Here is a 22,078-nt window from a genome sequence, read left to right as displayed (position 1 = left end):
GCGAGGTCAGCGTCCAGAGTGAACGCGCAGCCTCCCGGCCAGGAATGGAAGCCACGGCGCCGAATAGACGAGCCGGGCAGGGCGCTCAGAACCGAGATCCAGTTCAGCTGCACCGAAACGCCACATACGGTTGAACAAGAAGACTTTGATGACGGCCGAATCGTCTGCGGTGACCTGCCAGGTGCCGCTCCCCCACTGCGCAGGTTGGCCGCGTCCGTTCAGAACGACTGTCGGCTTCGGAAACCAGCCGAGTGGTGGCTTGGATAGCAACAGCTCAAGTCGATACTGTGGCGCCGCTCCAGAGGAATTCACACCCTCAGCCTAGGGCGCGCTCAGTGCACCAAGGTACTGAGCCAGATCACCCCGAGCCCCAGCGCAGTAGTGATGGCCGCACTGAGCACGTGCAAGGGCCAGGTATTGCCCCGCCGCATGGAGTTCATCCAGCCGAGCACCGCAAGCACAAACACCCCTACCCACAGCGCGATGTAGTAGGCCACATATTCGTCGAGGATGCCCAGGGTCGCCAGCAGCAGGATGAACGCCGGAAGCAGCATGGCCAGCACCATACCGACGGACGTGCGGGCCGATTCACGTGCGGCGTGCCACAGAGCAGGCGCGCGCGGGCCCTCCGGTTTCTCCCCGGCGACCACGCCAGAGTAGATATGTGCGAGCCAGAAAACGCCGACCGTTCCGACAGTGAAAATGAGCACCTCAAGGTCGGTGTTGTACTTCCAGCCGACGGCGATCAGGGCGCTCACCAGCACGGTGCCGTAGATCGCGTACTCGGTGCGGTACGCCCGCAGTACGAGAACAATCGACTTCTGGCCAGCGGATGTCGTGGAGTCGACGCGATGAGCGGCAGCCTGATGCCGTGGAGCTGCAGGCTCGGGATCCGTCATACTGAGCTTCCTTCCTGCGGCCGGACATCCAGCAGCTGGACCCGTCGACGCCGACTCTGCCCATTGTCATCCGCTGGGAGCAGAGCGGCGAGACCCCGCGACACGAAAAAACCCGCACTCACGAGGAGCGCGGGTTGATTCGTCAACGTGTGTAACAGCGACCAAATGGTGGAGATGGGGGGAATTGAACCCCCGTCCACTGCTGTGGTCATGTGCCTTCTACGGGTGTATCCAGTGAAATCGTTCTACTCGGCTCCGGAATTTGCCACTGGCACCTACTCCGACGAGCCCAGCCTTCGTTTAAGTCCCTCTACACCCCGGGGCTCAATGTAGAAGCAATCTCTCTAAATTGCGCCAGGGTCCGGGTAGAGAGCATTCCCGGTCTGACGGACTCTATAAGTGCTTTACTTAGGCCGCGAGGGCGTAAGCAGAAGCAGAGTCAGTGCGCTTTGAATTGGCACTTATTGTTTTGCAGAGATCGTTAACGAGATAACCCTGCATCCTCGACCCGCTTCTCACAATTGCGCAGGCAATGTCGAAACCGATCATCCCCATGCACACCTTGCGCCATTGAACAGGGCAGAAGGTGGGTCGCTGTCACACACTGTTGAATTACCAATGCAGTGCACCGAACTAGTTCAGTACCCTGCAGCCTTTTATGTTACAACACATCCGCTGGGTATTTCATGCCGATGCGACCAAGGTGTTATCGAGCTCCGCAATCTCGGCAGCGGTGAGCCCCTGCGAGATCAGATAGTCTCCGACCGAGCCGTAGCGCTCGTCGATGAGATCGAGCAGCCCCGCCATCACGTCGGGCGGCGTGCCACCCATGAGAGCGCGAAGCTCGGGCGTCTCCTCGATGCCATAGCGCCCGAGCAGCGCAAGCATCTCGTGCAGCCACTCCCCCTTGAGGTTCTGCTCAGACACCGCGTAATCAGCAATGACTACCTCGCGAGCCACACCCACAGCGCGAAGTGCGAGCGCCACCACGATTCCGGTGCGGTCCTTACCTGCCGTACAGTGCACGAGCACCGCGCCGTCCTCATGCTCTGCAATGAGGCGCAATGCACTCACCAGCATCGCGCCGTGTTCAAGCACCATGCTCTCGTACATCGCAGGCAGGGTGATTCCTGGCCCGCTGTTCGCCGCCGCTGTCCCCTCGTAGACCGGCAGGCTCACCACATCGATATCGAGGTCGTCGATGGCATCCGGCTGCACCTTGACCTCGAAGTCATCGCGCAGGTCGATGATGGTGCGCACACCGAGTTCGACAAGTTGCGTGCGACCGAGATCCGTCAGCCCCTTCAGGGCATCAGAGCGATAGAGAACACCACTCCGGATCACCCCGTTAGTGGCCTGAAAACCGGCCGGCTCACGAAAATTGAATGTGCCGTCCACTGGTATGCGAACTTCTGTGTTCATTCCCACCGGTCTCCTGTCGAGATAGAGGTCTTAGTCTCCGAGGTGCTTCCGTGCCGACATCGCCCTGTCGGATTCGCGCTTGTCCTGACGCTCCCTGAGCGTCTGGCGCTTGTCGTATTCTTTCTTACCCTTGGCGACTGCAATCTCAACCTTGGCCCGACCGTCGCTGAAATAGATCTTCAGCGGAATGAGGGTGTATCCACCCTCCTTGGTCTTGTGGCTGATCTTGATGATCTCCTGCTTATGCAGAAGCAGCTTGCGCTTGCGGCGCGGAGGATGGTTCGTCCAGGTGCCGGCCGTGTACTCGGGAATATGCACGGCATCGAGCCAGGCTTCGCCGTTCTCGATGAACGCGTAGCCGTCAACCAGGGACGCTCGACCCGCCCGCAACGACTTCACCTCGGTACCGCTGAGAACCATTCCGGCCTCGTAGGTGTCCTCAATGAGATAGTCGTGACGCGCCTTGCGATTGGTCGCTACGACCTTTTCGCCACGTTCCCTGGGCACGAAGTTCTCCTCGATCTAGTGTCTGTGTGCCGGCATCTGCCGGGCAGCCCACCAGTCTAGCGCGACGACGGATGCCATCACGCCAGACCGGTGAGGCCAACTACACCTTCAAATACCGGCTGATCGCGAAGTTCGCTGACAGTGCGGCGAGCAGAGCACCCAGTATCAGCAGGACCGGCACGACGATCAGCGCGTCATCCATTCCGATCAACGCGAAACCATTGAGCCTGACCGTCAGATAATCCTGAACGAACCATCGCACGATTGCGAGGATGGCACCCCCGGCCAGCAAGGAACCGAGGAGGGCAGCGAACACGCCTTCCAGGATGAAAGGGGTTTGAATAAACCGGTTGGACGCACCGACCAATCTCATGATGCCGATCTCCCGGCGACGCGAGAACGCAGACAGCCTAATCGTCGTCGCGATCAGTAGCACCGCAGCCACCAGCATCAGGGCTGCAATACCGATCGCTGTGTAACTGGCGACGTTCAACACCGAGAAGATCTGGTCGAGATACTTGCGTTGATCAGTCACGTTCTCGACACCCGAGGTGCCGGAAAGGGCTTCCATCAACACATCGGATTGCGACGGATCGATCAGGTTCACCCAGAACGTTTGGTTGAGCTGATCGGCCGTGACGTAGTCGGCGACGGGGTTTCCGGCGAACTGCTTCTTGAAGTTCTCAAACGCCTGTTCATGCGTCTCGAAGTAGAACTTGTCGATGTACGGCGCGAGCGTCGGAGATTGGAGCTTCTCTTCCACCGCATCGATCTGCTCCTGTGTCGCTTCACCAGCAGCACAGGTCTCGCCAGGCGAGATCGCCGTGCACATGTAGATACCGACCTGGGCCTTTTCATACCAGAAGTTCTTCATCTGGCCGATCTGCATCTGCAGCAGAATCGCGGTACCGACGAAGGTCAACGAAATGAAGGTCACCAGGACGACCGAAACGACCATCGAGGCATTGCGACGCAAACCGCTTGCAGCCTCGGAAAGAACGAGTGCAAGTCTCATCGGGTTGGTCCTACATTCTGCTCACCGGTGTGGTCAGGTTTTTCTCCCGGGGCACGCAGCCCCAGTTTTTCGGCGAGCGTCAACTGCTCAGGAACGTCATGCTGGGTAACAGGCAGCACCGGACGGCCCATTGTGCGCACGGCATCCGTTGGCGGCTGGGTGTCGACGTTCGACTCACGCACCGGCTCGGGGGCGGGGATGACGGGCATGCCGGTATCGGCAGTTATGGAGTCCTGCTCCGAGACAGCAGCGTGCATGCCCGTGTGTGTCGGCACGGATGTCGGTGCACTCGTTGGTGTGGATGGGGCCGCAGGGGCCTGCTCAGCACCGCGAGCAGGAGGAGCAAACGGCGAATGGGCGGTCGGAACCGGAGCAACCGGTGGCCGGTGCCGCGACGGTGCCTGGACAGCAGCCGGAGGTGCCAGCGGTGCGACTGGTGCAGCCGGCGCTGCGGACCGACGTGCTGGCGGATTGGTGATTGGTCGGCTCACCACTGACGGGCCGGTCGCTGACGGGCCGGTCGCTGACAGGTTGGTGGCCGACCGGCTCGTAGCAGTCGGGCTCGTAGCCGTCGGACCCGCCGTCGGTGCGACCTGGGCCGCAGTGCTCGCGGTCGTCGGCGCAGCAGCAGCAACGGGGGTGCTCGCGGTTGCCGGAGCGGATGTCGTGATCGTCTGGATCGCCGATGTGCGCCCGTAGCCGCCCTGGCGCTCATCACGCACGATCTGGCCGCTGGCCAGCTCGATCACGCGGCGCTGCATCTGGTCGACGATGCCGGCCTCGTGGGTCGCCATCAGGATTGTGGTGCCACCAGCATTGATGCGCTCGAGAAGCGACATGATTCCCGCGCTCGTCGTCGGATCGAGGTTACCCGTCGGCTCATCGGCGAGAAGGATTTGCGGCTTGTTGACAATGGCGCGGGCGATGGCAACACGCTGTTGCTCACCACCTGAAAGCTCGTGCGGCAGACGCTGGGCTTTCTCGGCCAAGCCAACCATTTTCAGGGTGTCAGGCACGGCTTCCTGAATGAATCCACGCGATTTACCGATCACCTGCAGACTGAAGGCGACATTGTCGTACACGCTCTTGTTTGGCAGAAGACGGAAGTCCTGAAAGACGACCCCGAGGTTGCGGCGGAAGTACGGCACCTTGCGGTTGGAGATGGAGCGCAGATCCTGCCCCAGCACGTGAATGCTGCCGCTGGTCGGCTTCTCCTCCTTCAAGACAAGTCGCAGACAGCTTGACTTCCCCGAGCCCGATGCGCCGACGAGGAAGACAAACTCTCCACGCAGGATTTCGAGGTCGATGGAATTCAGGGCCGGTCGGTTCGTACCCGGATATTGCTTGGTGATGTGATCAAAGCGGATCATGGCCATTCGAGCCTAGGCAGGCATCCGCGATTTATCGAGCGCGACATGCGAATTCGGGTGATCCGTTGGCTATGAATCGTGCGCTTAGTTCTCGGGAGACTGCTTACGCCAGCGGATGCCGGCAGCAATGAATCCGTCAAGGTCACCGTCGAACACGTTCGAGGGGTTGTTGACCTCGAAGTCAGTGCGGAGGTCTTTGACCATCTGGTACGGAGCGAGAACGTAGCTGCGCATCTGGTCACCCCAGCTGGCGGTGATGTTGCCCGCAAGTTCTTTCTTCGTCGCGGCTTCCTGCTCGCGCTGAACAAGGAGCAGCCGCGACTGCAGCACGCGCATGGCTGCAGCTCGGTTCTGAATCTGGCTCTTCTCGTTCTGGCAGCTCACAACGATGCCCGTCGGAAGGTGGGTGATGCGCACAGCGGAGTCGGTGGTGTTGACCGACTGGCCGCCTGGACCGCTCGACCTGAAGACGTCGACACGGATGTCGTTGTCGGGAATCTCAACGGATTCGGTCTGCTCGATCAGCGGCACAACCTCGACTGCCGCGAAGGAGGTCTGGCGCTTGCCCGCCGAGTTGAATGGGCTCATGCGCACCAGGCGGTGGGTACCGGCTTCGACGCTGAGGGTGCCGAATGCGTATGGAGCGTTGACCTCGAACGTCGTTGACTTGATGCCGGCTTCTTCGGCGTAGCTCACGTCTAGCACGCTCGTCGAGTAGTTGTGCTGTTCGGCCCAGCGCAGGTACATGCGCATCAGCATCTCGGCGAAGTCGGCGGCATCGACGCCACCGGCACCGGCACGAATTGTGATGACGGCCGGACGCGGATCGAATTCACCGTTCAGCAGCGTCTGCACCTCAAGCTCACCGAGAATCTTCTGGATGCTCTTCAGTTCTGCCGCGGCTTCATCAGCCGAGTCCTGGTCACCCTGGCCGTCGAAGGCCATTCCGACGAGAACTTCGAGGTCGTCGAGTCGCGAGGCAATGCTCTCAAGCTTCGCCAGTTCTGACTGGCGGTGGCTGAGCGCGCTCGTGACCTTCTGGGCACGCTCGGTGTCATCCCAGAGGTCGGGCACCCCCGCCTGCTCGCTCAGGTCGGCGATTTCGGCGCGAAGTCGATCGACTCCGATCACCGATCTGATGTCGCCAAACGTTGCCCGCAATGCGGCGATCTGCTCCGAGAAATCCTGCTCATCCATGTCACAGAGAGTCTAACGGCCTGTAGCTGCGGTCGGGCTGGCATAGCATCGATGGGTCATGAGTATCCCTGCGCGCCCCTTCAGCCTGCGCTCTGTCGCACTCGCTGCTTTCCTCCCCACTCTGCTCTTCTCCATCGGCGAGGGAGCCATCATCCCGCTGATCCCGATCGTCGCCCATAACCTCGGAGCGTCGCTCGCGGTGGCCGGGTTGATCGCGGCGATGGTGATGCTCGGCGAGCTGGTCGGCGACATCCCGAGCGGATGGGTTGTGTCCCGCATCGGTGAACGCAACGCAATGATCGCCGCGTCTGCGCTCACGATCGCCGCAGTGTTGCTGTGCATCATCGCCCCAAACCCCTGGGTACTCGGAATCGGTATCTTCATCGTCGGTTTGGCAACCGCTGTCTTCGCGCTCGCCAGGCACGCGTTCATGACCAGCTACGTTCCCGTCGAATACCGGGCACGGGCGCTGTCGACCCTTGGCGGCATCTTCCGGGCCGGCTGGTTCATCGGGCCGTTCATCTCGGCCGGGCTCATCCACCTCACCGGCGGCACCCAGGCGGTGTTCTGGGTCTTCATCATCTGCTCCGTCAGTGCAGCAGTCGTGTTGCTGCTGCTGCCCGACCCTGAGAGCACCTTCGGGCCGCCGCAGGTTGCTGTCTCGAAGGATGGCGTCGTGCGCAGCGCAGGCGAAGAGCTCGCCGCTGAGGAGTCAGAGGGACTGTTCAAGACACTGTGGAACTTCCGTGGGGTGCTGCTCAGGCTCGGCACCGGGGCCGGCCTGATCGGAGCAATGCGCGCGAGCCGCACCGTGATCCTGCCGCTCTGGGCCGTCAGCATCGGCATCAACGAACCTGACACCGCGCTCATCATCGGTATCGCCGGCGCCATTGACTTCGCACTGTTCTATGTCAGTGGCCAGATCATGGATCGCTTCGGCCGCATCTGGAGCGCCCTGCCGTCAATGATCGGGCTGGGTGCAGGGCATCTCATCCTTGCGTTCACCCACGATCTTCCGAGCAACGTCGAGTGGTTCATCGGTGTTGCCATGTTCCTCTCTCTGGCGAATGGCATCGGCAGCGGCATCCTGATGACCCTGGGCGCTGACCTGGCACCGAAGAACGACCCGGCACCGTTCCTGGGTGGTTGGCGCTTCACGGCCGATTTCGGCGGAGCTGCTGCCCCGTTGGCCGTCGCGGGAATCACTGCCGCGGCATCCATCGCCATTGCCAGCGGCGTGATGGGCGTGCTTGGCCTTGCCGGAGCCGTGCTGCTCGGCCGTTACATACCGCGATACATCACTCACAAACCGCGGTCGGCTCGTGTATCTGACGGCCAAGGCTGATTGAATAGCAGGATGCCACTCAACGGAGAATACGAACCAAGCCAGGAAAAATGGGTACGCGACCAGGTTGAGCTCTACGAGAGCTCCGGTGGCACCCAGGGCACGACGATGAGAGGTATGCCCGTCGTCGTTGTCACAACAGTTGGCGCGAAGACCGGCAAATTGCGCAAGGTCGCGTTGATGCGTGTCGAGCACGACGGCGAGTACGCCATCGTCGCCTCGCTTGGCGGCAGTGATAAGAACCCTGTCTGGTATTCGAACGTCGTTGAGCATCCTGTCGTCGAGCTGCAGGACGGTCCTCAGAAGTGGGACATGGTCGCTCGCGAGATCTTCGGAGTAGAAAAGGCTGAGTGGTGGGAGCGTGCAGTCGAGGCGTACCCCGAATACGCGGAATACCAGAAGAAGACCGATCGTGAGATTCCCGTGTTCGTGCTTGAGCGCCTCCCGGAAGCCGCCGAGTGAAGAAGCCGGGGACTGCAAGCCCCGCGATCGACCCGATAGTGCTCGACAACCTCCTGGATGTCGATGGCTCCCTGGCACGGACAGGTGGCGACCACGATGGTGAGCGCTTCGACCGTGTCGATTTCGACGGCCGCGAGCTGACCGGCATCACTTTCCGTGAGTGCGAGTTCTCGGGTGTCTCGATGAACGCGACCAAGCTGCGCGGCGCAACATTTGCAGAGTGTGTGATCAGCGACCTGCAGGCTCCGATCTTCAGCGCACCGCGCTCGATCTGGCGCGACGTGCGGATCGAGCACTCACGTCTCGGTTCAGTTGAGGTCTACGAGGCCAACATGCGCTCAGTACAGATCGACGGGTCAAAGCTCGACTTCGTGAACCTGCGCAATGCGAACCTCACCGACGTGTTGCTCTCGAACTGCATCATCGAAGAACTCGACCTCGGCAGTGCCACCGTGCAGCGCCTCGAACTGCAGAACTGCCGCATCGGCACGCTCGATGTAGCTGGCGCACGTTTCAAGGATGTAGACCTGCGCTCAAGCGATTTCAGCGCCGTGCATGGCATCGACGGGCTGCGCGGCGTCACCATCGACGACTCGCAACTGAGTTTGTTTGCGCCGATCATCGCGGCACACCTCGGCATCATCGTCGAGTAGCTCTGTCTTAGGTCACGGCATCCGCTGTGCGCTCGAGGTCAGTCTTCGGGCGCTCCCGTTGTGTGGCGATGGCGGCGCCGGCTGCCACGCAGACCACCACGATCGCGATCTGCTGCACGAGAGTGAACGACTCCCCCAGCACCAGGGCGCCGAACATCGCTGCGATTACCGGACCGAAGCTCGTGATGATCGCGTACAGGCGCGGTGGGATGCGACGCAGGATGAACGTGTCGAGCGAGTACGGGAACGCAGACGACAGCACGCCGATGGCAGCGAGCAGCCCGATGACACCCCAGTTAAGGGCGCTGAGGTCGAGAGTGATGAGCGCGAACGGCAGCACGATGGCGAGGCTGACGACCCCGGCAATTGAAATGCCCTCCAGGCCGGGGAAGTCCTTGCCGACCCGACGGGTAAGCAGGATGTATGCGGCCCACGCCGCGGCAGCGACCAGCCCGAGGACGATCCCGATCACGCTGAGCTCAGAGTCTGACCAGGTCAGCAGCACGACACCGGCGGCCGCCGCAAGAGCGCAACCCACGTCGAGTAGCCGTCGAGAACCCAGCAACGCGATCGCGAGGGGCCCGAGAAATTCGATGGTGGCTGCGACGCCGAGGCCCAGGATGTTGACGGCCTCGTAGAACGACAGGTTCATCACCGCGAGCGTGACGCCAAGCATCAGTGCCGGCCAGATGCGCCCCCAAGCCAGGTGCGCAAGCTTCGGTCGGTAGAACGGCAGCAATACGGCGATCATCACCAGCTGTCTGGCCGCAACGACAACAGGCGAGCCCACCAGCGGGATCGCCAGTCCGGCGAGAGACGACCCGAAGTTGATACTTACTTCGGTGACGACCTGTGCGCCCGCACCGATCGCCTGTTCACGCCGCTTTGACACACCATCTCCAGTCCCTGCCGAAAAACGGCAACCCTCGAGAATACGCGAAAACCGAACACCCTTACGAATTGACTACCAGAACACCGATCTTCCGATGCTTGTCACATCGAGAGGTACGCCCGCTGGCAGTACCCAGCTGACCACCGGCGGGCGCCAGTAGGCGTGCAGAGTGACCGTCGCGCTTGAGCCGTCGACGGTCGTCGCTCGGCCGATGCTCAGACCCTCGAAGCGAGCATGCGACGCACCGTCGACGTATTCCTGAACCGCTTCATGCACGGCGCCTGGCGTGAGCATCGGATGCGCCTGTCCGTCAACGATCGACATTTCATCGATTTCGAAAGATTCAGCGCCAGCCAGAGCTGCACCGTCGGCCAGGCTGAACAATCGTTTGCGCTCCAGATAGAGGGATGTCGCAGCTGTTACAACCAGGATCACGACGAGGGCAAGCGCGCTGAAGAACATCGTCAGGATGAGGATGGTGCCGTCGTCGTTGTGGCGATGCCTGCTCATTCTGTCCTTTCGGCATGCCAGAAACGAGACACGATCTGGGTAGCCGTGCCCTCAACGGGTAGAGCTGCAACGTTGCCAAGCGACAACACATCGGGAACCAGGGGCAGGGGCACGACAACTCGAACCGTCACCGTGACTCCGCTGCGTGGCGTCAGACAGCGATCGGGAGTTTCGCAGTCGACCTGCACTGTCACCGCCTGGTTCTCCAGGCCATAGTCGGCGAGCGCCACCTCGACTGCTCGTGCCGCACCAGCGCGTGCCGCCGCATCGTCTGCAGCAAGGACGTATACCCGGGCTGCCTGGCGAGCTGCTCCCTCAACGGCGAGCGCACCACCCTGCACTGCGGAGAGAGCCAGGACCAGATAGACGAGTGGCACCAGCAGGATCATGCCGACGGTGATGAACTCCAACGACGCAGACCCGCTGTCGTCGCGCATCCGCCGATCGATTGTCATGGCAAGAGCTGCCATGTCAATCAAGGGTTTCGACGAGCGCATGACCGGCGACCTGAAGTCCAGAATCAAAGCCGAGCAGTCCGAGCATCGGAAGCGGGGCAACGACGCTTACTTCTGCGCTCGCGTAGCCCGCTGTCTCGGTATAGCGGGCAACGACATTCCGAGCGTATGACTCGCCCAACGCCACGGTGATCAGTTCCCGTGTCCTGGCCTCACCATCGGCAAGCCCGCTATCGGCCAGCGCTGCGTGACGCGCGCCTTCGGCAGCGGCATCAAGCACGGTGTTGCGCACGTGCAGGGCGAGTGCGAACTGGAGGACGGCAAGCGTCAGGAACGTCAGGAGCGAGACGACCATAACGAACTCAGCGACGGCTGAACCACGCTCATCCGCTGCAGGATTCATGGGCTACAGACCGCTGACGCTCTCGATGGCTCGCTCGAAAACACCGCTGAGCGCTGGTCCTGCAAGGCCCCAAATCACCACGACGAGTCCGGCAGTCATGAGCGTGATCAGCACCCAGCCAGGAACATCTCCTCGCTCTGTCTCTGTGGAGTCTGCTGTCTTTGTCGGGTTGTTCATGTCACACACCTCTCTCATCTCGGCTTCAGAAGCCGGCCTGCAGTACGAAGATTCCGGGGAAGATGGCAAAGACCACGGTCAGCGGCAAAATGAGGAAGACCAGCGGCACGAGCATCGCAACCTCCTTCTTTCCCACGGTTTCCAGGAGCCGTCGCTTGGTCTCTTCCCTGGCATCCTGAGCTTGTGCGCGCAGTACCTCGGCCAACGGCGAACCGCGTTCAAGCGCATTGGTGATCTGATCGACGCAGCGTGTCAGCGAGGGCAGCTGGAGTCGCTGGGACATCCGCTGAAGCGAATCGGCCAGCGGAACGCCCAAACGTACTTCGGTCATAACGCCGGACAGTTCTCCGGAGAGCTCCCCCGAACTCGACGAAGACACCCGGCGGAGAGAATCGAGGATGCCTTCGCCTGCGGCAAGCGAGAGAGTAAGGAACTCGAGCACGGTGGGCAACTCGCTCTCTATGCGCAGCATCCGTGCCTTCGCTGCACTCTGCAGGGCGATGTCGCGCGCATAGCCACCGCCGATACCCACGAGAAATGGCAGAAGCACCCGAGCGACGAGGGGCGCATCGCCCACCTGTGGCACTGTCACGACAGCCAGCAATCCGCCCGCACACCCGATGAGTGCCCACAATAACTGCTCAGAGCGGGACTCTTGGACTGACTTTGTCGAACCTGACTGGTGCAAGCGAATCGTTACTGTCTCCCGCCCGCCGAGAACGGCTGACAACATCGCAGTGGCACGGTTGAACAGCGGTGCGAACAGGGCTCCGAGCACCGGAATCGGATCGGTGCTCGTGCGACCGACATAAAGCCGCGCCTCTGCGGAGACGTCAAGCACGTAGGGTGCTACCCGGTCGGCCAGCCGGGGACGGCTCAGCCGCGGGGTCAGGCTCACCAGTGACCACAGGCCAATCCCGAGCATCGCCCCGCAGAGGACTGCCAACGCTTGCGATGTGCTCATTGGAACCACCGCTTCTCTTCGGGCAGCTTGCCCAACGCGATCATGACTCGATATGCAACGACAGAGACGGCCAGCCCACCGATGATGACGACGAGACCGGACGAAGAGTTGTATGCCAGCGCAGCCTCAGGGCGTGATGCCAGTAGCACCAAGATGATCCAGGGCGCCGCGACACCGAGCTTTGCCGCGTTCACCACCCAGGATTGTCTGGCCTCTGCTTCCTGCCTGATCGCGGCATCCTGCCGCAACCAGGCCGCAAGACTGCGGAGCACCATCGTCAGGTCGCTCCCACCGACCTCCCGAGCCATGCGCAGCGTCTCAAGGATTCGATCAGCCACTGGATCGGCCAGGGCGTCCTTCAGCGTGTCGATTGCGTGGGAGAAGCTGCCGGTCGCACGATACTCGCGTTCGAATCCGGCAAAGGCGTCTCTCGTCTCCGGCGGGCCACTGTGCGCGAGGCTACTGACGCTGTCGGGCAAGGCGAGTCCTGATCGAACAGCGGAGACCAGATGATCGACAACATCCGGCCATACCGTTCTGGTGGCCTGCCGCTTCGCCTGGGCCTTGACCATGACAAGGAGCGCTGGGAGCATCAGCCCGGCGACACCTGCGGCGGCAGTGATCGCGGTGACCCCGAGGAGTACCTGGCAGAGCGCTGCCCCGATGATCGCAACGATCACCGAAAGCGTGAGGAATACGCCGACCGGAACCGACTCGAGTCCGGCCTGAGTCAGTCTGGCTCGGACGACGTCGAAAACACTTGGGCGCACGCGGGGTCGTGCCACGCCTCTGGGCCAGAGGAAGGGTGAGGCCAGCAACAGGATGCCGCAGCCAAGAAGGCAACCGAGGATGAGAGTCATCGCGCATCGCCCCTCAGCACGACGGCAGGATCCAAACCCACAGCGTTGAACTTCGCAAGCTTCGTGGGGAAACCACCGGTCGCCTCCAGCTGTCCTGCAGTCTTCACGAAGATCGGGCTGGCCTCGATCACTGCCCCTGACAGGGCACCGCTTGGCGCAATGATTTCGGCTACCGACCGTCGTCCGTGCCTGTCGATTTCGCAATGGACCACGATGTCGATGCAGCCCGCCACGGTGGGCAAGACGAAAGCGGAGTCGATGTTGCGGCCGGCGAGCAGCGGGAGGGTCGACAGCTTCGACAGCGCATCGCGGGCACTGTTCGCGTGGATTGAACACATGCCGGGTAATCCGCTGTTCAAGGCGATCAGGAGGTCGAGGCTCTCCGCCTCACGCACCTCGCCGACGACCAGACGGTCAGGACGCATCCGCAGGGATTCTTTGATCAGCCGCCGTAGCGTGATCTCTCCGGTCCCTTCAAGGCTGGCCTGCCTGCACTGCATCGCGACGACATCCCGCGCACTCAGGTCGAGTTCGAAGGTCTCCTCGACGGTGACGATGCGCTCGTTCTGGCGTGATGCAGACAACAATGCGTTCAACATGGTGGTCTTGCCCGTCTGGGTTGCGCCGGACACCAGGATGTTCTGCCCGGCGAGCACACACATTCGCAAGAACTCCCCCGCTTGCTGGGTGAGCGACCCTGAGGTCACAAGTTGATTGAGATCACGGATGCGTGCGGTGAACTTTCGCACGTTGACCGCCCAGTGCTTGTGCGTGATATCGGGAATCACGACGTGCAGGCGGGAACCGTCGGGCAGCGAAGCATCGACAAACGGTGACGACAGATCCACCCTGCGGCCCGAGGCTTGCAGCATCCGCTCGACGAGATCGCGCACCTCGCGCTCGGTCAGCAGCAGGTTGGTCAACTCGGGCACACCGTTGCGTGCGACAAACACGCGGGTCGGAGAATTTATCCAAATTTCTTCAATCCCGGGATCATCAAGCAGTGGCTGCAACACACCGAACCCGGTCAGCGACGCCACGACCTCTTTGGCCGCCTGCTGTTCGTCGGCCAGCAGCGGCAGCGATCCGCCGAGGGCCAACTCGCTGTACCGGCGTACTTCGTCGTGCACGTACTTCTCGGCAAGCACACCGTCTGAGCCGAGATCCACGCCATCGCGACGCACGCGCACACGCACCTGCTCAATGATGGTGCGCACGGCGTCGCTCATGCTTTGCATGATGGTCTAGTGGCGCTGCTGCCCGTTGAACTTATCCACAGGAGCCTGCCCCGGCGTGCAGACGGCGGCACAACGGATGCCAGGTTGCCCGTACACTAGAACGGCACTCGCGGGAGTGGTGAAATTGGCAGACACGCAGGATTTAGGTTCCTGTGCTTTCGAGCGTGGGGGTTCAAGTCCCCTCTCCCGCACCAGTGCAACACAGCGCGCGATGAATTCGTTGGTCATGGGGCTGTCAGCCCTGATCTCAAACGACCAGATCATTCCGCGGTAGGTCAATTCGAAAACGTGTGCATCAGCACATCGCCGCCGTCTGGTCGTTCGAGGTCTTCCGCCGCCACGTAGCGTTCACCGGTAACACCGCGGGTTGCCATCTCGATTGCATCCCTGGCACCCGTGCCGCGATAAGCCGAGGCACAGTCACGTGTCTGGAGTCTCCGCACTGCGCGGAGGCGAAGTATCAGTGAAAGTTGCCAGGAACCACGGGCGATCGGCGCGGCTCATTTGTCGCCATAGCGCCCTGAGTGCAGGCTCTGAGTGTCGCTTCAGGGGCTCGCCCGGCGAAGGGTTGTTAGGTTAGCATTGCCTTACGCAAACCCCGACAGACTGGTGCCTTCATGACTCCGACACTCGCCGCTGAACCCGTTGACCTTGCCGATCTCATTCGGTCCGGGTCAAGCGACCAGCACAAGAGCACTGAAAACCGCACGTTTATCACTCAGTTGATGCGTGGTGAGCTTTCACTGGAGGACTACACCCGCTACCTTGCGCAGTATGCCTGGGTCTATGAGGCACTTGAAGCTCTGGTAGCCAAGATCGACGGCTACCCGCTTTTCGACACCCGCCTCAACCGTCTTGCGTCAATCGAAAGCGATCTCACTGCACTCGGCGCTGCCGAGTGGCGCGTGACGAACGCACCACTGCCCGCGACAGCCGCATACGTTGCGCACCTGAACAGTCTGGGCACAAACGATGGCATCTCATGCCTCGCTCACCACTACACGCGTTACCTCGGCGACCTCTCGGGCGGCCAGGCGATTTCTCGCCTCGTTGCGCGTCACTACGGTGCGACTCCCGAGCAGCTGAGCTTCTACAACTTTACCGAGATCGACGACATCGTTCACTACAAGCGTGCATACCGCCAGGGAATGAACACGCTGAGCCTGGGCCAGGACGAGATCGATGAACTCGTCAGTGAAGTTGATGCTGCTTTTACCTTCAACGGCGCAATCTTCGATGAGCTGGCGGGTTAGCGAGTGCTTCATGCCTCTGCCCTTGACGGCCAGCTGACCGACGTCTTCGCCCATTCAGGGGTGATCCTGTTCTATTTGCTGGTCTGGGGACTTGTATTTGCCGGCACCGCTCTGCTCCTGGGCGTGTTCATCCCGTTCATCACAGGTGATTCGCTTCTCTTCGCGTCTGGACTCGTCGCAGCGTCATCGCAGAATCTCAATATCGTGATTCTCGCGACCGGAACCGGTATTGCTGCATTCCTGGGCGACCAGGTCGGCTTCCTGCTTGGTCTAAAATACGGCAGAGGCTATCTCGACAAACGCGGTGGCCGACGCACAGCCATCGCTGTTGCCAAGACTGAGTCCTTCTATCTCAAATACGGCTGGTGGTCGGTCGTGATCGCCCGCTTCATGCCGTGGGCGCGCGTATTCGTTCCCGTGGTCGCCGGCGTCGGACGGATGAACTACTACAAGTTCGTCACCAGCAACTTGGTCGGCGCACTCGCGTGGGGCGTCGGGCTCACTCTCGTCGGCTACTACGCAGCTTCGATTCCCGGCGTGAAGAGTGCGGCATATGTCATCGCCGGCATATTCATCGCGGCCTCAATATTCTTCGGACTCCGCACCTGGCGGGCAGACAGGGCCGAACGTAAGGCATCAATGCTCAACCGCTAGCGATTCACGGCACTTCTGGAGGCTAACCCCCGTACGCAGACTCCCGCGAAGCGTTAGCCTTGGAAAAACCGCAGCGATCATCGCCATAGGTACCTGACCGCCGTTCACTGGAGATCCCCCTTGGCCGCAACCGCACTCATCCCCTGGCTTGACCCGGAAATCATCATCAGTTCCGCCGGGCCTTGGGCACTTCTGATTGTGTGCGCAATCGTCTTCGCCGAAACCGGTCTGCTCGTTGGTTTTCTTCTGCCGGGCGACACACTGCTGATCATCACCGGCCTCGTGACCGGAACCCTGATCCACATCGACATCTGGTGGGTCTGCCTCGCCATCGGTTTTGCCGCGTTCCTCGGCGGTGAAGTCGGCTATCTGATCGGCCACAAACTCGGTCCACGAATTTTCGAGCAGAAGGAATCAGGCGTTTTCAGCGTCGCCAACGTGCGGCGGACGAATTCATTCTTCGCTCGATTCGGCGGCCTCGCCGTGATCGTTGCTCGGTTTGTGCCCATCGTGCGCACATTCGCCCCGGTCGCCGCGGGCGTCGGGCACATGAACTATCGCAAGTACTCGCTTTACAACTTCATTGGAGCAATGATTTGGGGCGCCGGCCTGACCTATATCGGTCACCTGCTGAATAACATCCCGCCCGTCGCCGAATTCGTCACGAACTACATCGACTTCATTTTGCTCGGCGCTGTCGCGATCACGCTAATCCCGACAGTCTTCCACTATGTCCAGTCATCGATGAAAGCACGCCGCGAAGCGAAGAACGCTCCCGCCGTCCACGGTGAGGACCTCACGCTCGACCCCGACGTCTTCAACGCGAAGCATCACCCAGACGCCAATACTGACGCGTAGCTCGCCTCATCCGCTGGCCTCCGGTCAGGCGTGCGAGTGGTCTTCGTGTTCGGCGTGCTCGGCCGGCTCGAGCTGGAACGTTGAATGATCGACGTCGAAGTGAGTTGACAGGCAGCCGCCGAGGTCATCAAGCAGCCGGCCGGCGCCACCTGAGGTCAGCACGCTGGGCTCGACCACAACGTGGGCCGAGAAGACGTGCGCACCGGATGTGATCGCCCAGACGTGTACGTCATGGACGGCGACTACCCCGGGCGTTTCAAGGATGTGCTGGCGAATTTGGGCAACGTCGGTATCGGCTGGAGCAGATTCGCTCAAAACCCGAACGACATCCCTGAGCAGTGAGAACGCACGTGGGGCGATCATCGCCGCAATGATCAGTGAGGCGATTGAGTCGGCCTGTTGGAACCCCGTCGTCAAGATGAGCACGGCAGCCACGATGACGGCAATAGATCCGAGGGCATCACCCAGTACTTCGAGATACGCGCCGCGCATGTTGATCGAATTCGATGCTGCAGGGCGCAGCATCAGAAGCGCAACGATGTTGGCGATCAGTCCGATGATGGCGACGATGAGCATCGGGCCGCCATGGACATCGGCGGCAGTTCCCGAGGCGAGCCGCAGGATGGCACTGATGACGACCGAGATCGCAACACCGACGAGGATCAACCCATTAATCAGTGCGCCGAAGACTTCAGCGCGTTGGTACCCATAGGTCTGACGATCGGTGGCCGGCTTGGATGCGACGATCGTGGCGATCAGGGCGATGATCAACCCGGCAAGATCGGAGAACATGTGCCCGGCATCCGCGAGCAGTGCAAGTGACCCGGTCAGCCACGCACCGACAACCTCGATGACGAGCACGAAAGAAACGATGCCGATCACAATCGACAGACGCCTGCGATTCGCCTCTGCACCGTGACTGTGATCGTGACCCATATCTCAACGGTACGGGGACTGGTTCACAATCGCCAGCTCCCCGCACAGTTGGGAATGAGTGCCGTTCTCAGTAGGCGCAAATGGGGCTGAGCCTCAGCGATCTGAGCGTTCGCCCAACTCTCTGACGAGCGGGATGAGCTTCTCGAATGCACGCGCACGATGGCTCGTGGCGTTCTTGACTTCGGGATCCATTTCGGCGGCAGAGACGTCGCAATCGTCAGGCTGAAAAATGGGGTCGTACCCAAAACCGTGAGCGCCTGATTCCTCACGGAGAATGCGACCTGGCCACTCTCCCTCCACCGCATGCTCAGTACCGTCTGGCGTCGCCAGCGCTGCAACACACGTGAAGTGCGCTGTACGGTATTCGTCTCCCATGTCGCTGATCTGCCAAAGCAGCAGTCGCAGATTTTCGCCCGCGTCTCTGGCCGGACCCGCCCAGCGGGCAGAGAAGATCCCCGGGGATCCCCCCAACACATCGACGCAGATACCTGAGTCGTCTGCGATGGCAGGAAGTCCGGTGTGAGCTGCAGCGGCACGCGCCTTGATCAGCGCGTTCTCTGTGAAGGTAGCGCCATCCTCGACAGGCTCTGGCCCGTCGTACGCGAGCACTTCGATGCCGGGAAGCTGCGGCTCGAGGATTCGCCGCAGCTCTTCGACCTTGTGCTGGTTGTGCGTGGCAAGAACCAGTCTGAGCATGATTAGGCCTCGAGTGCCTTCTTCTGGAACTCAGTCAGCGTGACGCCGCCCGCCAGCGCCAGGTCGAGAAGCGAGTCAAGTTCGCGGCGGTCGAACGGGGCGCCCTCTGCAGTGCCCTGCACCTCGACGAACAGACCGCGGCCAGTCACGACGACGTTCATGTCAGTGTCAGCACGCACGTCTTCGACGTATGCCAAGTCGAGCATAGGAGAACCACCGATGATGCCGACTGAGACTGCTGCGACGCTGTCGATCAGCGGCACGGCCTTCTGGCCGATGAACTTCTTCTCACGGCCCCACTCAAGCGCGTCGGCCAATGCGACGTATGCGCCCGTGATGGCTGCGGTACGAGTTCCACCGTCTGCCTGCAAAACGTCGCAGTCAAGCACAATCGTGTTCTCGCCGAGCGCCTTCATATCGACGACAGCACGCAGGCTCCGACCGATGAGGCGGCTGATCTCATGGGTGCGGCCACCGATCTTGCCGCGCACGGACTCGCGGTCCATCCGGTCGTTCGTCGAGCGGGGCAGCATCGAGTACTCGGCTGTCACCCAGCCCTTACCTTTTCCTGCCATCCAACGCGGTACGCCATTGGTGAATGATGCGGTGCACAGCACCTTGGTGCGGCCAAACGAGATGAGCGCAGAGCCTTCGGCCTGGTCGCTCCAGCCGCGTTCGATGGTGATGGGGCGCAACTCGTCGTTGCGGCGTCCGTCTGAACGCAGGGTGTCAGTCACTGATTCTCCTTGGTGAGTGGTGGGTTGAAGTGGGAGAGGCCTCCCAGGCTGATGGCGCCCGTCTGGACGAGGTCGACCCGAGACACCTCTGGGCCGATCAGCCTGTGCGCCAGGCGCAGAAACTCGTCTGCGCTGCCGCCTGTGGCCTCGTAGCGATAGGTGGGTGCAGTGGAGGTGGTACGCAACATGCCTTGGCTGACCAGTACGCGGTAGACGTCGTTCGCCGTCTCGGTATCGCTTGATACCAGCGTCACGCCATCGCCCATTACATACGAGATCGCACCCTTGAGGAACGGATAGTGGGTACAGCCAAGCACCAGCGTGTCAATGTCGGCAGACTGCAGCGGCGACAGGTATTCGGCGGCAACGGCGAGCACCTCGTCTCCAGTGGTCACTCCGGCCTCGACGAATTCAACGAACCGAGGGCAAGCCTGGGTGAACAGCGACAGGTTGGTGGCCGCAGCGAATGCGTCTTCGTACGCGCGGGATTTGACTGTACCGACAGTGCCGATGACGCCGACGCGATTGTTCCTGGTTGTGCCGACGGCACGGCGAACCGCGGGCTGGATAACCTCAATGACCGGCACGCTGTAGCGTTCCCGTGCGTCCCTGAGCATTGCGGCAGAGGCGGTGTTGCACGCGATCACCAGCATCTTGACGTCTTGTGCCACCAGGTCATCGAGTACGTCGAGCGCGTACCTGCGCACATCAGCAATCTTCTTCGGGCCATACGGCGAATGGGCTGTATCGCCGATGTAGAGAAGAGATTCGTTTGGCAGTTGATCTTTGATGGCCCTGGCCACAGTCAGTCCGCCTACGCCGGAGTCGAAGATTCCTATCGGTGCATCCGTCACCCCACAAGCTTAGCCGCGTCACCGGAACGCTGGCTCAGGCGCCGCGGGTGGCTAGGCTTTGTGTGTGACCGCATCCTCCGCTCTCCTGACCGACCGCTACGAACTCACGATGGTGGATGCCGCAATCCAAAGCGGCAGAGCCGACCGCGACTGCATGTTCGAGGCTTTTGCCCGACGTCTGCCTGACGGCCGTCGGTATGGTGTCGTGGCCGGAAGCGGTCGCCTGATCGAGCTGATCAAGCAGTTCAGGTTCACAGACGCCGAGATCACCTGGCTGCAGGACAACGCCGTCGTGCGTCAGCCCACGCTCGACTGGCTGGCGAACTACTCGTTCAGCGGTGACATCTGGGGCTACCGCGAAGGCGAGCTCTACTTTCCCGGTTCACCACTGCTACTCGTCGAAGGCACATTCGCCGAGGGCGTCATCCTGGAGACCCTCATCCTCAGCGTGTTGAACTACGACACCTCGGTGGCCAGCGCCGCAGCGCGCATGGTGTCGGTTGCCCTCGATCGCCCCATCGCCGAGATGGGCTCGCGCCGCACCAACGAGCATGCGGCGGTCGCTGCGGCCAGGGCAGCGTACATCGCGGGCTTCGCGGCGACCAGCAACATGGAAGCCGGCCGCACCTGGGGAATCCCAACGATGGGCACTGCCGCCCACTCGTTCACGCTCCTCCACGACTCTGAAGAAGAGGCTTTCCGCGCCCAGGTCGCGGCTTTCGGCCCGGAGACCACACTCCTGGTCGACACATACAACATCGAAAACGGCATCGCTCTTGCTGTCGAGGTCGCCGGACTCGAACTCGGCTCGATCCGCATCGATTCAGGTGACCTGCCCACTGTCGTTGCTGCAGCGAGGCGCCAGCTCGATGCCCTCGGCGCAGTGAATACGAAGATCACCGTCACCAGCGACCTCGACGAATACTCGATCGCCGCGCTCTCCGGATCTCCGGTCGACGCGTTCGGCGTTGGAACATCGGTCGTAACCGGGTCTGGGGCACCGGCTGCTGGCCTGGTCTACAAGCTCGTCGCCCACACCGACGACAACGGCGACTGGGTGTCCGTTGCCAAAACGTCGGCCTCGAAGGCCTCAGTGGGCGGCCGCAAAAACGCCGCGCGACGGCTGGATGCAACAGGGATCGCTCGCGAGGAGATCGTGATCCTTGGCGACGGACCGGCCGGTGAACCTGAAGCAATCGATGCCGGTAGCGAGCGTCACCTGTTGGTTCCGTTCATCACTGCGGGCGTTGTCGATGAGCTCCACACTGGAATCATCGGCACCACACGTGCTCGCGACCACCATGCTGCCGTGGTGACCGAACTGCCCGTTCAGGCGTTCAGACTCGGACACGGCGAAGCCGTCATTCCGACCGTCTACCGCTAACGCACACGGGCTGGCCACCGAGCCAGCCCAGAAAAACTGCTCGTTACGGCTTCATATTTTCGTAGATCGATTTGCACGTGGGGCACACCGGGAACTTCTCCGGGTCGCGGCCGGGCAGCCACTTCTTGCCACACAGCGCCTTGACCGGTTTACCAGTGATCGCCGATTCGAGGATCTTGTCTTTCGGTACGTAGTGCGAGAAACGCTCGTGGTCACCAGGTTCGATCTGCTCCTGGTTCAGGAGTTCTTCGAGTTCGCGGTCGAGCGTCGACGTGCCCCCACCTGGCTGGCCTGGGTCTGCGATACTCGCACGGAAGATTTCAGTCATACCCATAGT

Annotated in this window: 27 protein-coding genes, 1 tRNA gene and 1 other RNA gene; 8 read left to right on the top strand and 21 right to left on the bottom strand. The window is 61.5% G+C overall.

Features of this window, described 5'->3' with window-relative positions:
• Nucleotides 1-6: 6 nt before the first annotated feature.
• The 8 genes from ACMT3I_RS03295 to prfB form a co-directional block, all read right to left on the bottom strand.
• Nucleotides 7-312 (bottom strand): hypothetical protein, encoded by a 306-nt coding sequence (locus ACMT3I_RS03295; RefSeq protein WP_414803005.1) that lies wholly within the window; start codon nt 310-312, stop codon nt 7-9.
• 20 nt (nt 313-332) lie between these two features.
• Nucleotides 333-899, bottom strand: a complete 567-nt coding sequence (locus ACMT3I_RS03290; protein ID WP_414803004.1) for a hypothetical protein — start codon at nt 897-899, stop codon at nt 333-335.
• A gap of 166 nt (nt 900-1,065) precedes the next feature.
• Nucleotides 1,066-1,452, bottom strand: a transfer-messenger RNA (tmRNA) gene (ssrA, locus tag ACMT3I_RS03285).
• Nucleotides 1,453-1,583: 131 nt separating this feature from the next.
• A complete protein-coding gene (locus tag ACMT3I_RS03280; RefSeq protein ID WP_414803003.1) occupies nt 1,584-2,321 on the bottom strand; it encodes a tyrosine-protein phosphatase in 738 nt (245 codons plus the stop codon).
• A gap of 30 nt (nt 2,322-2,351) precedes the next feature.
• Nucleotides 2,352-2,828 carry an SsrA-binding protein SmpB gene (gene smpB, locus ACMT3I_RS03275; protein WP_414803002.1) on the bottom strand — a complete coding sequence of 159 codons (477 nt, stop codon included), beginning with the start codon at nt 2,826-2,828 and terminating at the stop codon, nt 2,352-2,354.
• Between the two features lie 100 nt (nt 2,829-2,928).
• Nucleotides 2,929-3,843: a permease-like cell division protein FtsX gene (gene ftsX, locus ACMT3I_RS03270; protein WP_414803001.1), complete on the bottom strand. Its 915-nt coding sequence runs from the start codon at nt 3,841-3,843 to the stop codon at nt 2,929-2,931.
• On the bottom strand, nt 3,840-5,213 hold the full coding sequence (ftsE, locus tag ACMT3I_RS03265; protein WP_414803000.1) for a cell division ATP-binding protein FtsE: 1,374 nt from the start codon (nt 5,211-5,213) through the stop codon (nt 3,840-3,842). Before ftsE ends, ftsX begins: the two co-directional genes overlap by 4 nt.
• Nucleotides 5,214-5,297: 84 nt before the next feature.
• The gene (prfB, locus tag ACMT3I_RS03260) at nt 5,298-6,410 is read right to left on the bottom strand and encodes a peptide chain release factor 2 (protein ID WP_414802999.1); all 1,113 of its coding nucleotides are present in this window, start codon (nt 6,408-6,410) and stop codon (nt 5,298-5,300) included.
• Nucleotides 6,411-6,468: 58 nt separating this feature from the next.
• Between prfB and ACMT3I_RS03255 the strand changes: the two genes are divergently transcribed.
• The 3 genes from ACMT3I_RS03255 to ACMT3I_RS03245 are packed head-to-tail and all read left to right on the top strand — an operon-like array spanning nt 6,469 to nt 8,870.
• Nucleotides 6,469-7,755: an MFS transporter gene (locus ACMT3I_RS03255; protein ID WP_414802998.1), complete on the top strand. Its 1,287-nt coding sequence runs from the start codon at nt 6,469-6,471 to the stop codon at nt 7,753-7,755.
• A gap of 12 nt (nt 7,756-7,767) precedes the next feature.
• Nucleotides 7,768-8,217 carry a nitroreductase family deazaflavin-dependent oxidoreductase gene (locus tag ACMT3I_RS03250; RefSeq protein WP_414802997.1) on the top strand — a complete coding sequence of 150 codons (450 nt, stop codon included), beginning with the start codon at nt 7,768-7,770 and terminating at the stop codon, nt 8,215-8,217.
• Nucleotides 8,214-8,870, top strand: coding sequence for a pentapeptide repeat-containing protein (locus ACMT3I_RS03245; RefSeq protein WP_414802996.1), 657 nt, complete (start codon nt 8,214-8,216; stop codon nt 8,868-8,870). The genes ACMT3I_RS03250 and ACMT3I_RS03245 overlap by 4 nt, the downstream gene beginning before the upstream one ends.
• Nucleotides 8,871-8,877: 7 nt before the next feature.
• On the opposite strand, the gene ACMT3I_RS03240 is transcribed toward ACMT3I_RS03245, so the two are convergent.
• The 8 genes from ACMT3I_RS03240 to ACMT3I_RS03205 all read right to left on the bottom strand — a co-directional run bounded on the left by ACMT3I_RS03240 (nt 8,878) and on the right by ACMT3I_RS03205 (nt 14,360).
• Nucleotides 8,878-9,762 (bottom strand): EamA family transporter, encoded by an 885-nt coding sequence (locus tag ACMT3I_RS03240; protein ID WP_414802995.1) that lies wholly within the window; start codon nt 9,760-9,762, stop codon nt 8,878-8,880.
• A gap of 72 nt (nt 9,763-9,834) precedes the next feature.
• The gene (locus ACMT3I_RS03235; RefSeq protein WP_414802994.1) at nt 9,835-10,272 is read right to left on the bottom strand and encodes a pilus assembly protein TadG-related protein; all 438 of its coding nucleotides are present in this window, start codon (nt 10,270-10,272) and stop codon (nt 9,835-9,837) included.
• Complete coding sequence (locus tag ACMT3I_RS03230) at nt 10,269-10,742, bottom strand: hypothetical protein (protein ID WP_414802993.1); 474 nt, start codon at nt 10,740-10,742, stop codon at nt 10,269-10,271. The genes ACMT3I_RS03235 and ACMT3I_RS03230 overlap by 4 nt, the downstream gene beginning before the upstream one ends.
• A 1-nt stretch (nt 10,743) precedes the next feature.
• Nucleotides 10,744-11,130 (bottom strand): TadE/TadG family type IV pilus assembly protein, encoded by a 387-nt coding sequence (locus ACMT3I_RS03225; RefSeq protein ID WP_414802992.1) that lies wholly within the window; start codon nt 11,128-11,130, stop codon nt 10,744-10,746.
• Nucleotides 11,131-11,133: 3 nt separating this feature from the next.
• Entirely contained in the window at nt 11,134-11,307 is a 174-nt protein-coding gene (locus ACMT3I_RS03220; RefSeq protein ID WP_414802991.1) for a hypothetical protein, read from the bottom strand.
• 25 nt (nt 11,308-11,332) lie between these two features.
• Nucleotides 11,333-12,271, bottom strand: coding sequence for a type II secretion system F family protein (locus ACMT3I_RS03215; protein WP_414802990.1), 939 nt, complete (start codon nt 12,269-12,271; stop codon nt 11,333-11,335).
• On the bottom strand, nt 12,268-13,131 hold the full coding sequence (locus ACMT3I_RS03210; RefSeq protein ID WP_414802989.1) for a type II secretion system F family protein: 864 nt from the start codon (nt 13,129-13,131) through the stop codon (nt 12,268-12,270). Before ACMT3I_RS03210 ends, ACMT3I_RS03215 begins: the two co-directional genes overlap by 4 nt.
• On the bottom strand, nt 13,128-14,360 hold the full coding sequence (locus tag ACMT3I_RS03205; RefSeq protein ID WP_414802988.1) for a CpaF family protein: 1,233 nt from the start codon (nt 14,358-14,360) through the stop codon (nt 13,128-13,130). The genes ACMT3I_RS03210 and ACMT3I_RS03205 overlap by 4 nt, the downstream gene beginning before the upstream one ends.
• Before the next feature lie 118 nt (nt 14,361-14,478).
• On the opposite strand from ACMT3I_RS03205, the gene ACMT3I_RS03200 reads away from it, so the two are divergent.
• The 4 genes from ACMT3I_RS03200 to ACMT3I_RS03185 all read left to right on the top strand — a co-directional run bounded on the left by ACMT3I_RS03200 (nt 14,479) and on the right by ACMT3I_RS03185 (nt 17,134).
• Nucleotides 14,479-14,563: transfer RNA gene (locus ACMT3I_RS03200), tRNA-Leu, on the top strand.
• Between the two features lie 423 nt (nt 14,564-14,986).
• Entirely contained in the window at nt 14,987-15,622 is a 636-nt protein-coding gene (locus ACMT3I_RS03195) for a heme oxygenase (biliverdin-producing) (protein WP_414802987.1), read from the top strand.
• 3 nt (nt 15,623-15,625) lie between these two features.
• Nucleotides 15,626-16,276 (top strand): DedA family protein, encoded by a 651-nt coding sequence (locus tag ACMT3I_RS03190; protein ID WP_414802986.1) that lies wholly within the window; start codon nt 15,626-15,628, stop codon nt 16,274-16,276.
• A 120-nt stretch (nt 16,277-16,396) separates the two neighbouring features.
• Nucleotides 16,397-17,134: a DedA family protein gene (locus tag ACMT3I_RS03185; RefSeq protein ID WP_414802985.1), complete on the top strand. Its 738-nt coding sequence runs from the start codon at nt 16,397-16,399 to the stop codon at nt 17,132-17,134.
• Between the two features lie 24 nt (nt 17,135-17,158).
• Here ACMT3I_RS03185 and ACMT3I_RS03180 read toward each other — a convergent pair whose 3' ends face one another.
• From ACMT3I_RS03180 to murI, 4 genes are all read right to left on the bottom strand, one after another.
• Nucleotides 17,159-18,070 (bottom strand): cation diffusion facilitator family transporter, encoded by a 912-nt coding sequence (locus tag ACMT3I_RS03180; RefSeq protein ID WP_414802984.1) that lies wholly within the window; start codon nt 18,068-18,070, stop codon nt 17,159-17,161.
• Nucleotides 18,071-18,163: 93 nt separating this feature from the next.
• Nucleotides 18,164-18,766 carry an RdgB/HAM1 family non-canonical purine NTP pyrophosphatase gene (gene rdgB, locus ACMT3I_RS03175; RefSeq protein ID WP_414802983.1) on the bottom strand — a complete coding sequence of 201 codons (603 nt, stop codon included), beginning with the start codon at nt 18,764-18,766 and terminating at the stop codon, nt 18,164-18,166.
• A gap of 2 nt (nt 18,767-18,768) precedes the next feature.
• Nucleotides 18,769-19,503, bottom strand: coding sequence for a ribonuclease PH (gene rph, locus ACMT3I_RS03170; protein ID WP_414802982.1), 735 nt, complete (start codon nt 19,501-19,503; stop codon nt 18,769-18,771).
• Entirely contained in the window at nt 19,500-20,357 is an 858-nt protein-coding gene (gene murI, locus ACMT3I_RS03165; protein ID WP_414802981.1) for a glutamate racemase, read from the bottom strand. Before murI ends, rph begins: the two co-directional genes overlap by 4 nt.
• 64 nt (nt 20,358-20,421) lie before the next feature.
• Between murI and ACMT3I_RS03160 the strand changes: the two genes are divergently transcribed.
• Nucleotides 20,422-21,741 (top strand): nicotinate phosphoribosyltransferase, encoded by a 1,320-nt coding sequence (locus tag ACMT3I_RS03160; RefSeq protein ID WP_414802980.1) that lies wholly within the window; start codon nt 20,422-20,424, stop codon nt 21,739-21,741.
• Nucleotides 21,742-21,784: 43 nt separating this feature from the next.
• Here ACMT3I_RS03160 and ACMT3I_RS03155 read toward each other — a convergent pair whose 3' ends face one another.
• Nucleotides 21,785-22,069, bottom strand: coding sequence for a DUF3039 domain-containing protein (locus ACMT3I_RS03155; protein WP_414802979.1), 285 nt, complete (start codon nt 22,067-22,069; stop codon nt 21,785-21,787).
• Between the last annotated feature and the right edge of the window lie 9 nt (nt 22,070-22,078).

The sequence above is a fragment of the Leifsonia sp. A12D58 genome (genome assembly GCF_047530025.1).
GTDB lineage: Bacteria > Actinomycetota > Actinomycetes > Actinomycetales > Microbacteriaceae > Cryobacterium.
The sequence above is the reverse complement of the archived record's forward strand: the minus strand, read 5'-3'. Positions and strand labels throughout refer to the sequence as shown.

What these genes read in the sequence shown, in the direction of transcription:
- ftsE (WP_414803000.1), bottom strand. Translation starts at nt 5,213, where the DNA reads ATGATCCGCTTTGATCACATCACCAAGCAATATCCGGGTACGAACCGA.
- ACMT3I_RS03230 (WP_414802993.1), bottom strand. Translation starts at nt 10,742, where the DNA reads ATGGCAGCTCTTGCCATGACAATCGATCGGCGGATGCGCGACGACAGC.
- ftsX (WP_414803001.1), bottom strand. Translation starts at nt 3,843, where the DNA reads ATGAGACTTGCACTCGTTCTTTCCGAGGCTGCAAGCGGTTTGCGTCGC.
- ACMT3I_RS03195 (WP_414802987.1), top strand. Translation starts at nt 14,987, where the DNA reads ATGACTCCGACACTCGCCGCTGAACCCGTTGACCTTGCCGATCTCATT.
- ACMT3I_RS03255 (WP_414802998.1), top strand. Translation starts at nt 6,469, where the DNA reads ATGAGTATCCCTGCGCGCCCCTTCAGCCTGCGCTCTGTCGCACTCGCT.
- ACMT3I_RS03210 (WP_414802989.1), bottom strand. Translation starts at nt 13,131, where the DNA reads ATGACTCTCATCCTCGGTTGCCTTCTTGGCTGCGGCATCCTGTTGCTG.
- rdgB (WP_414802983.1), bottom strand. Translation starts at nt 18,766, where the DNA reads ATGCTCAGACTGGTTCTTGCCACGCACAACCAGCACAAGGTCGAAGAG.
- ACMT3I_RS03280 (WP_414803003.1), bottom strand. Translation starts at nt 2,321, where the DNA reads ATGAACACAGAAGTTCGCATACCAGTGGACGGCACATTCAATTTTCGT.
- ACMT3I_RS03205 (WP_414802988.1), bottom strand. Translation starts at nt 14,360, where the DNA reads ATGAGCGACGCCGTGCGCACCATCATTGAGCAGGTGCGTGTGCGCGTG.
- ACMT3I_RS03215 (WP_414802990.1), bottom strand. Translation starts at nt 12,271, where the DNA reads ATGAGCACATCGCAAGCGTTGGCAGTCCTCTGCGGGGCGATGCTCGGG.
- ACMT3I_RS03180 (WP_414802984.1), bottom strand. Translation starts at nt 18,070, where the DNA reads ATGGGTCACGATCACAGTCACGGTGCAGAGGCGAATCGCAGGCGTCTG.
- ACMT3I_RS03235 (WP_414802994.1), bottom strand. Translation starts at nt 10,272, where the DNA reads ATGAGCAGGCATCGCCACAACGACGACGGCACCATCCTCATCCTGACG.
- ACMT3I_RS03220 (WP_414802991.1), bottom strand. Translation starts at nt 11,307, where the DNA reads ATGAACAACCCGACAAAGACAGCAGACTCCACAGAGACAGAGCGAGGA.
- ACMT3I_RS03250 (WP_414802997.1), top strand. Translation starts at nt 7,768, where the DNA reads ATGCCACTCAACGGAGAATACGAACCAAGCCAGGAAAAATGGGTACGC.
- ACMT3I_RS03155 (WP_414802979.1), bottom strand. Translation starts at nt 22,069, where the DNA reads ATGACTGAAATCTTCCGTGCGAGTATCGCAGACCCAGGCCAGCCAGGT.
- ACMT3I_RS03290 (WP_414803004.1), bottom strand. Translation starts at nt 899, where the DNA reads ATGACGGATCCCGAGCCTGCAGCTCCACGGCATCAGGCTGCCGCTCAT.
- prfB (WP_414802999.1), bottom strand. Translation starts at nt 6,410, where the DNA reads ATGGATGAGCAGGATTTCTCGGAGCAGATCGCCGCATTGCGGGCAACG.
- ACMT3I_RS03225 (WP_414802992.1), bottom strand. Translation starts at nt 11,130, where the DNA reads ATGAATCCTGCAGCGGATGAGCGTGGTTCAGCCGTCGCTGAGTTCGTT.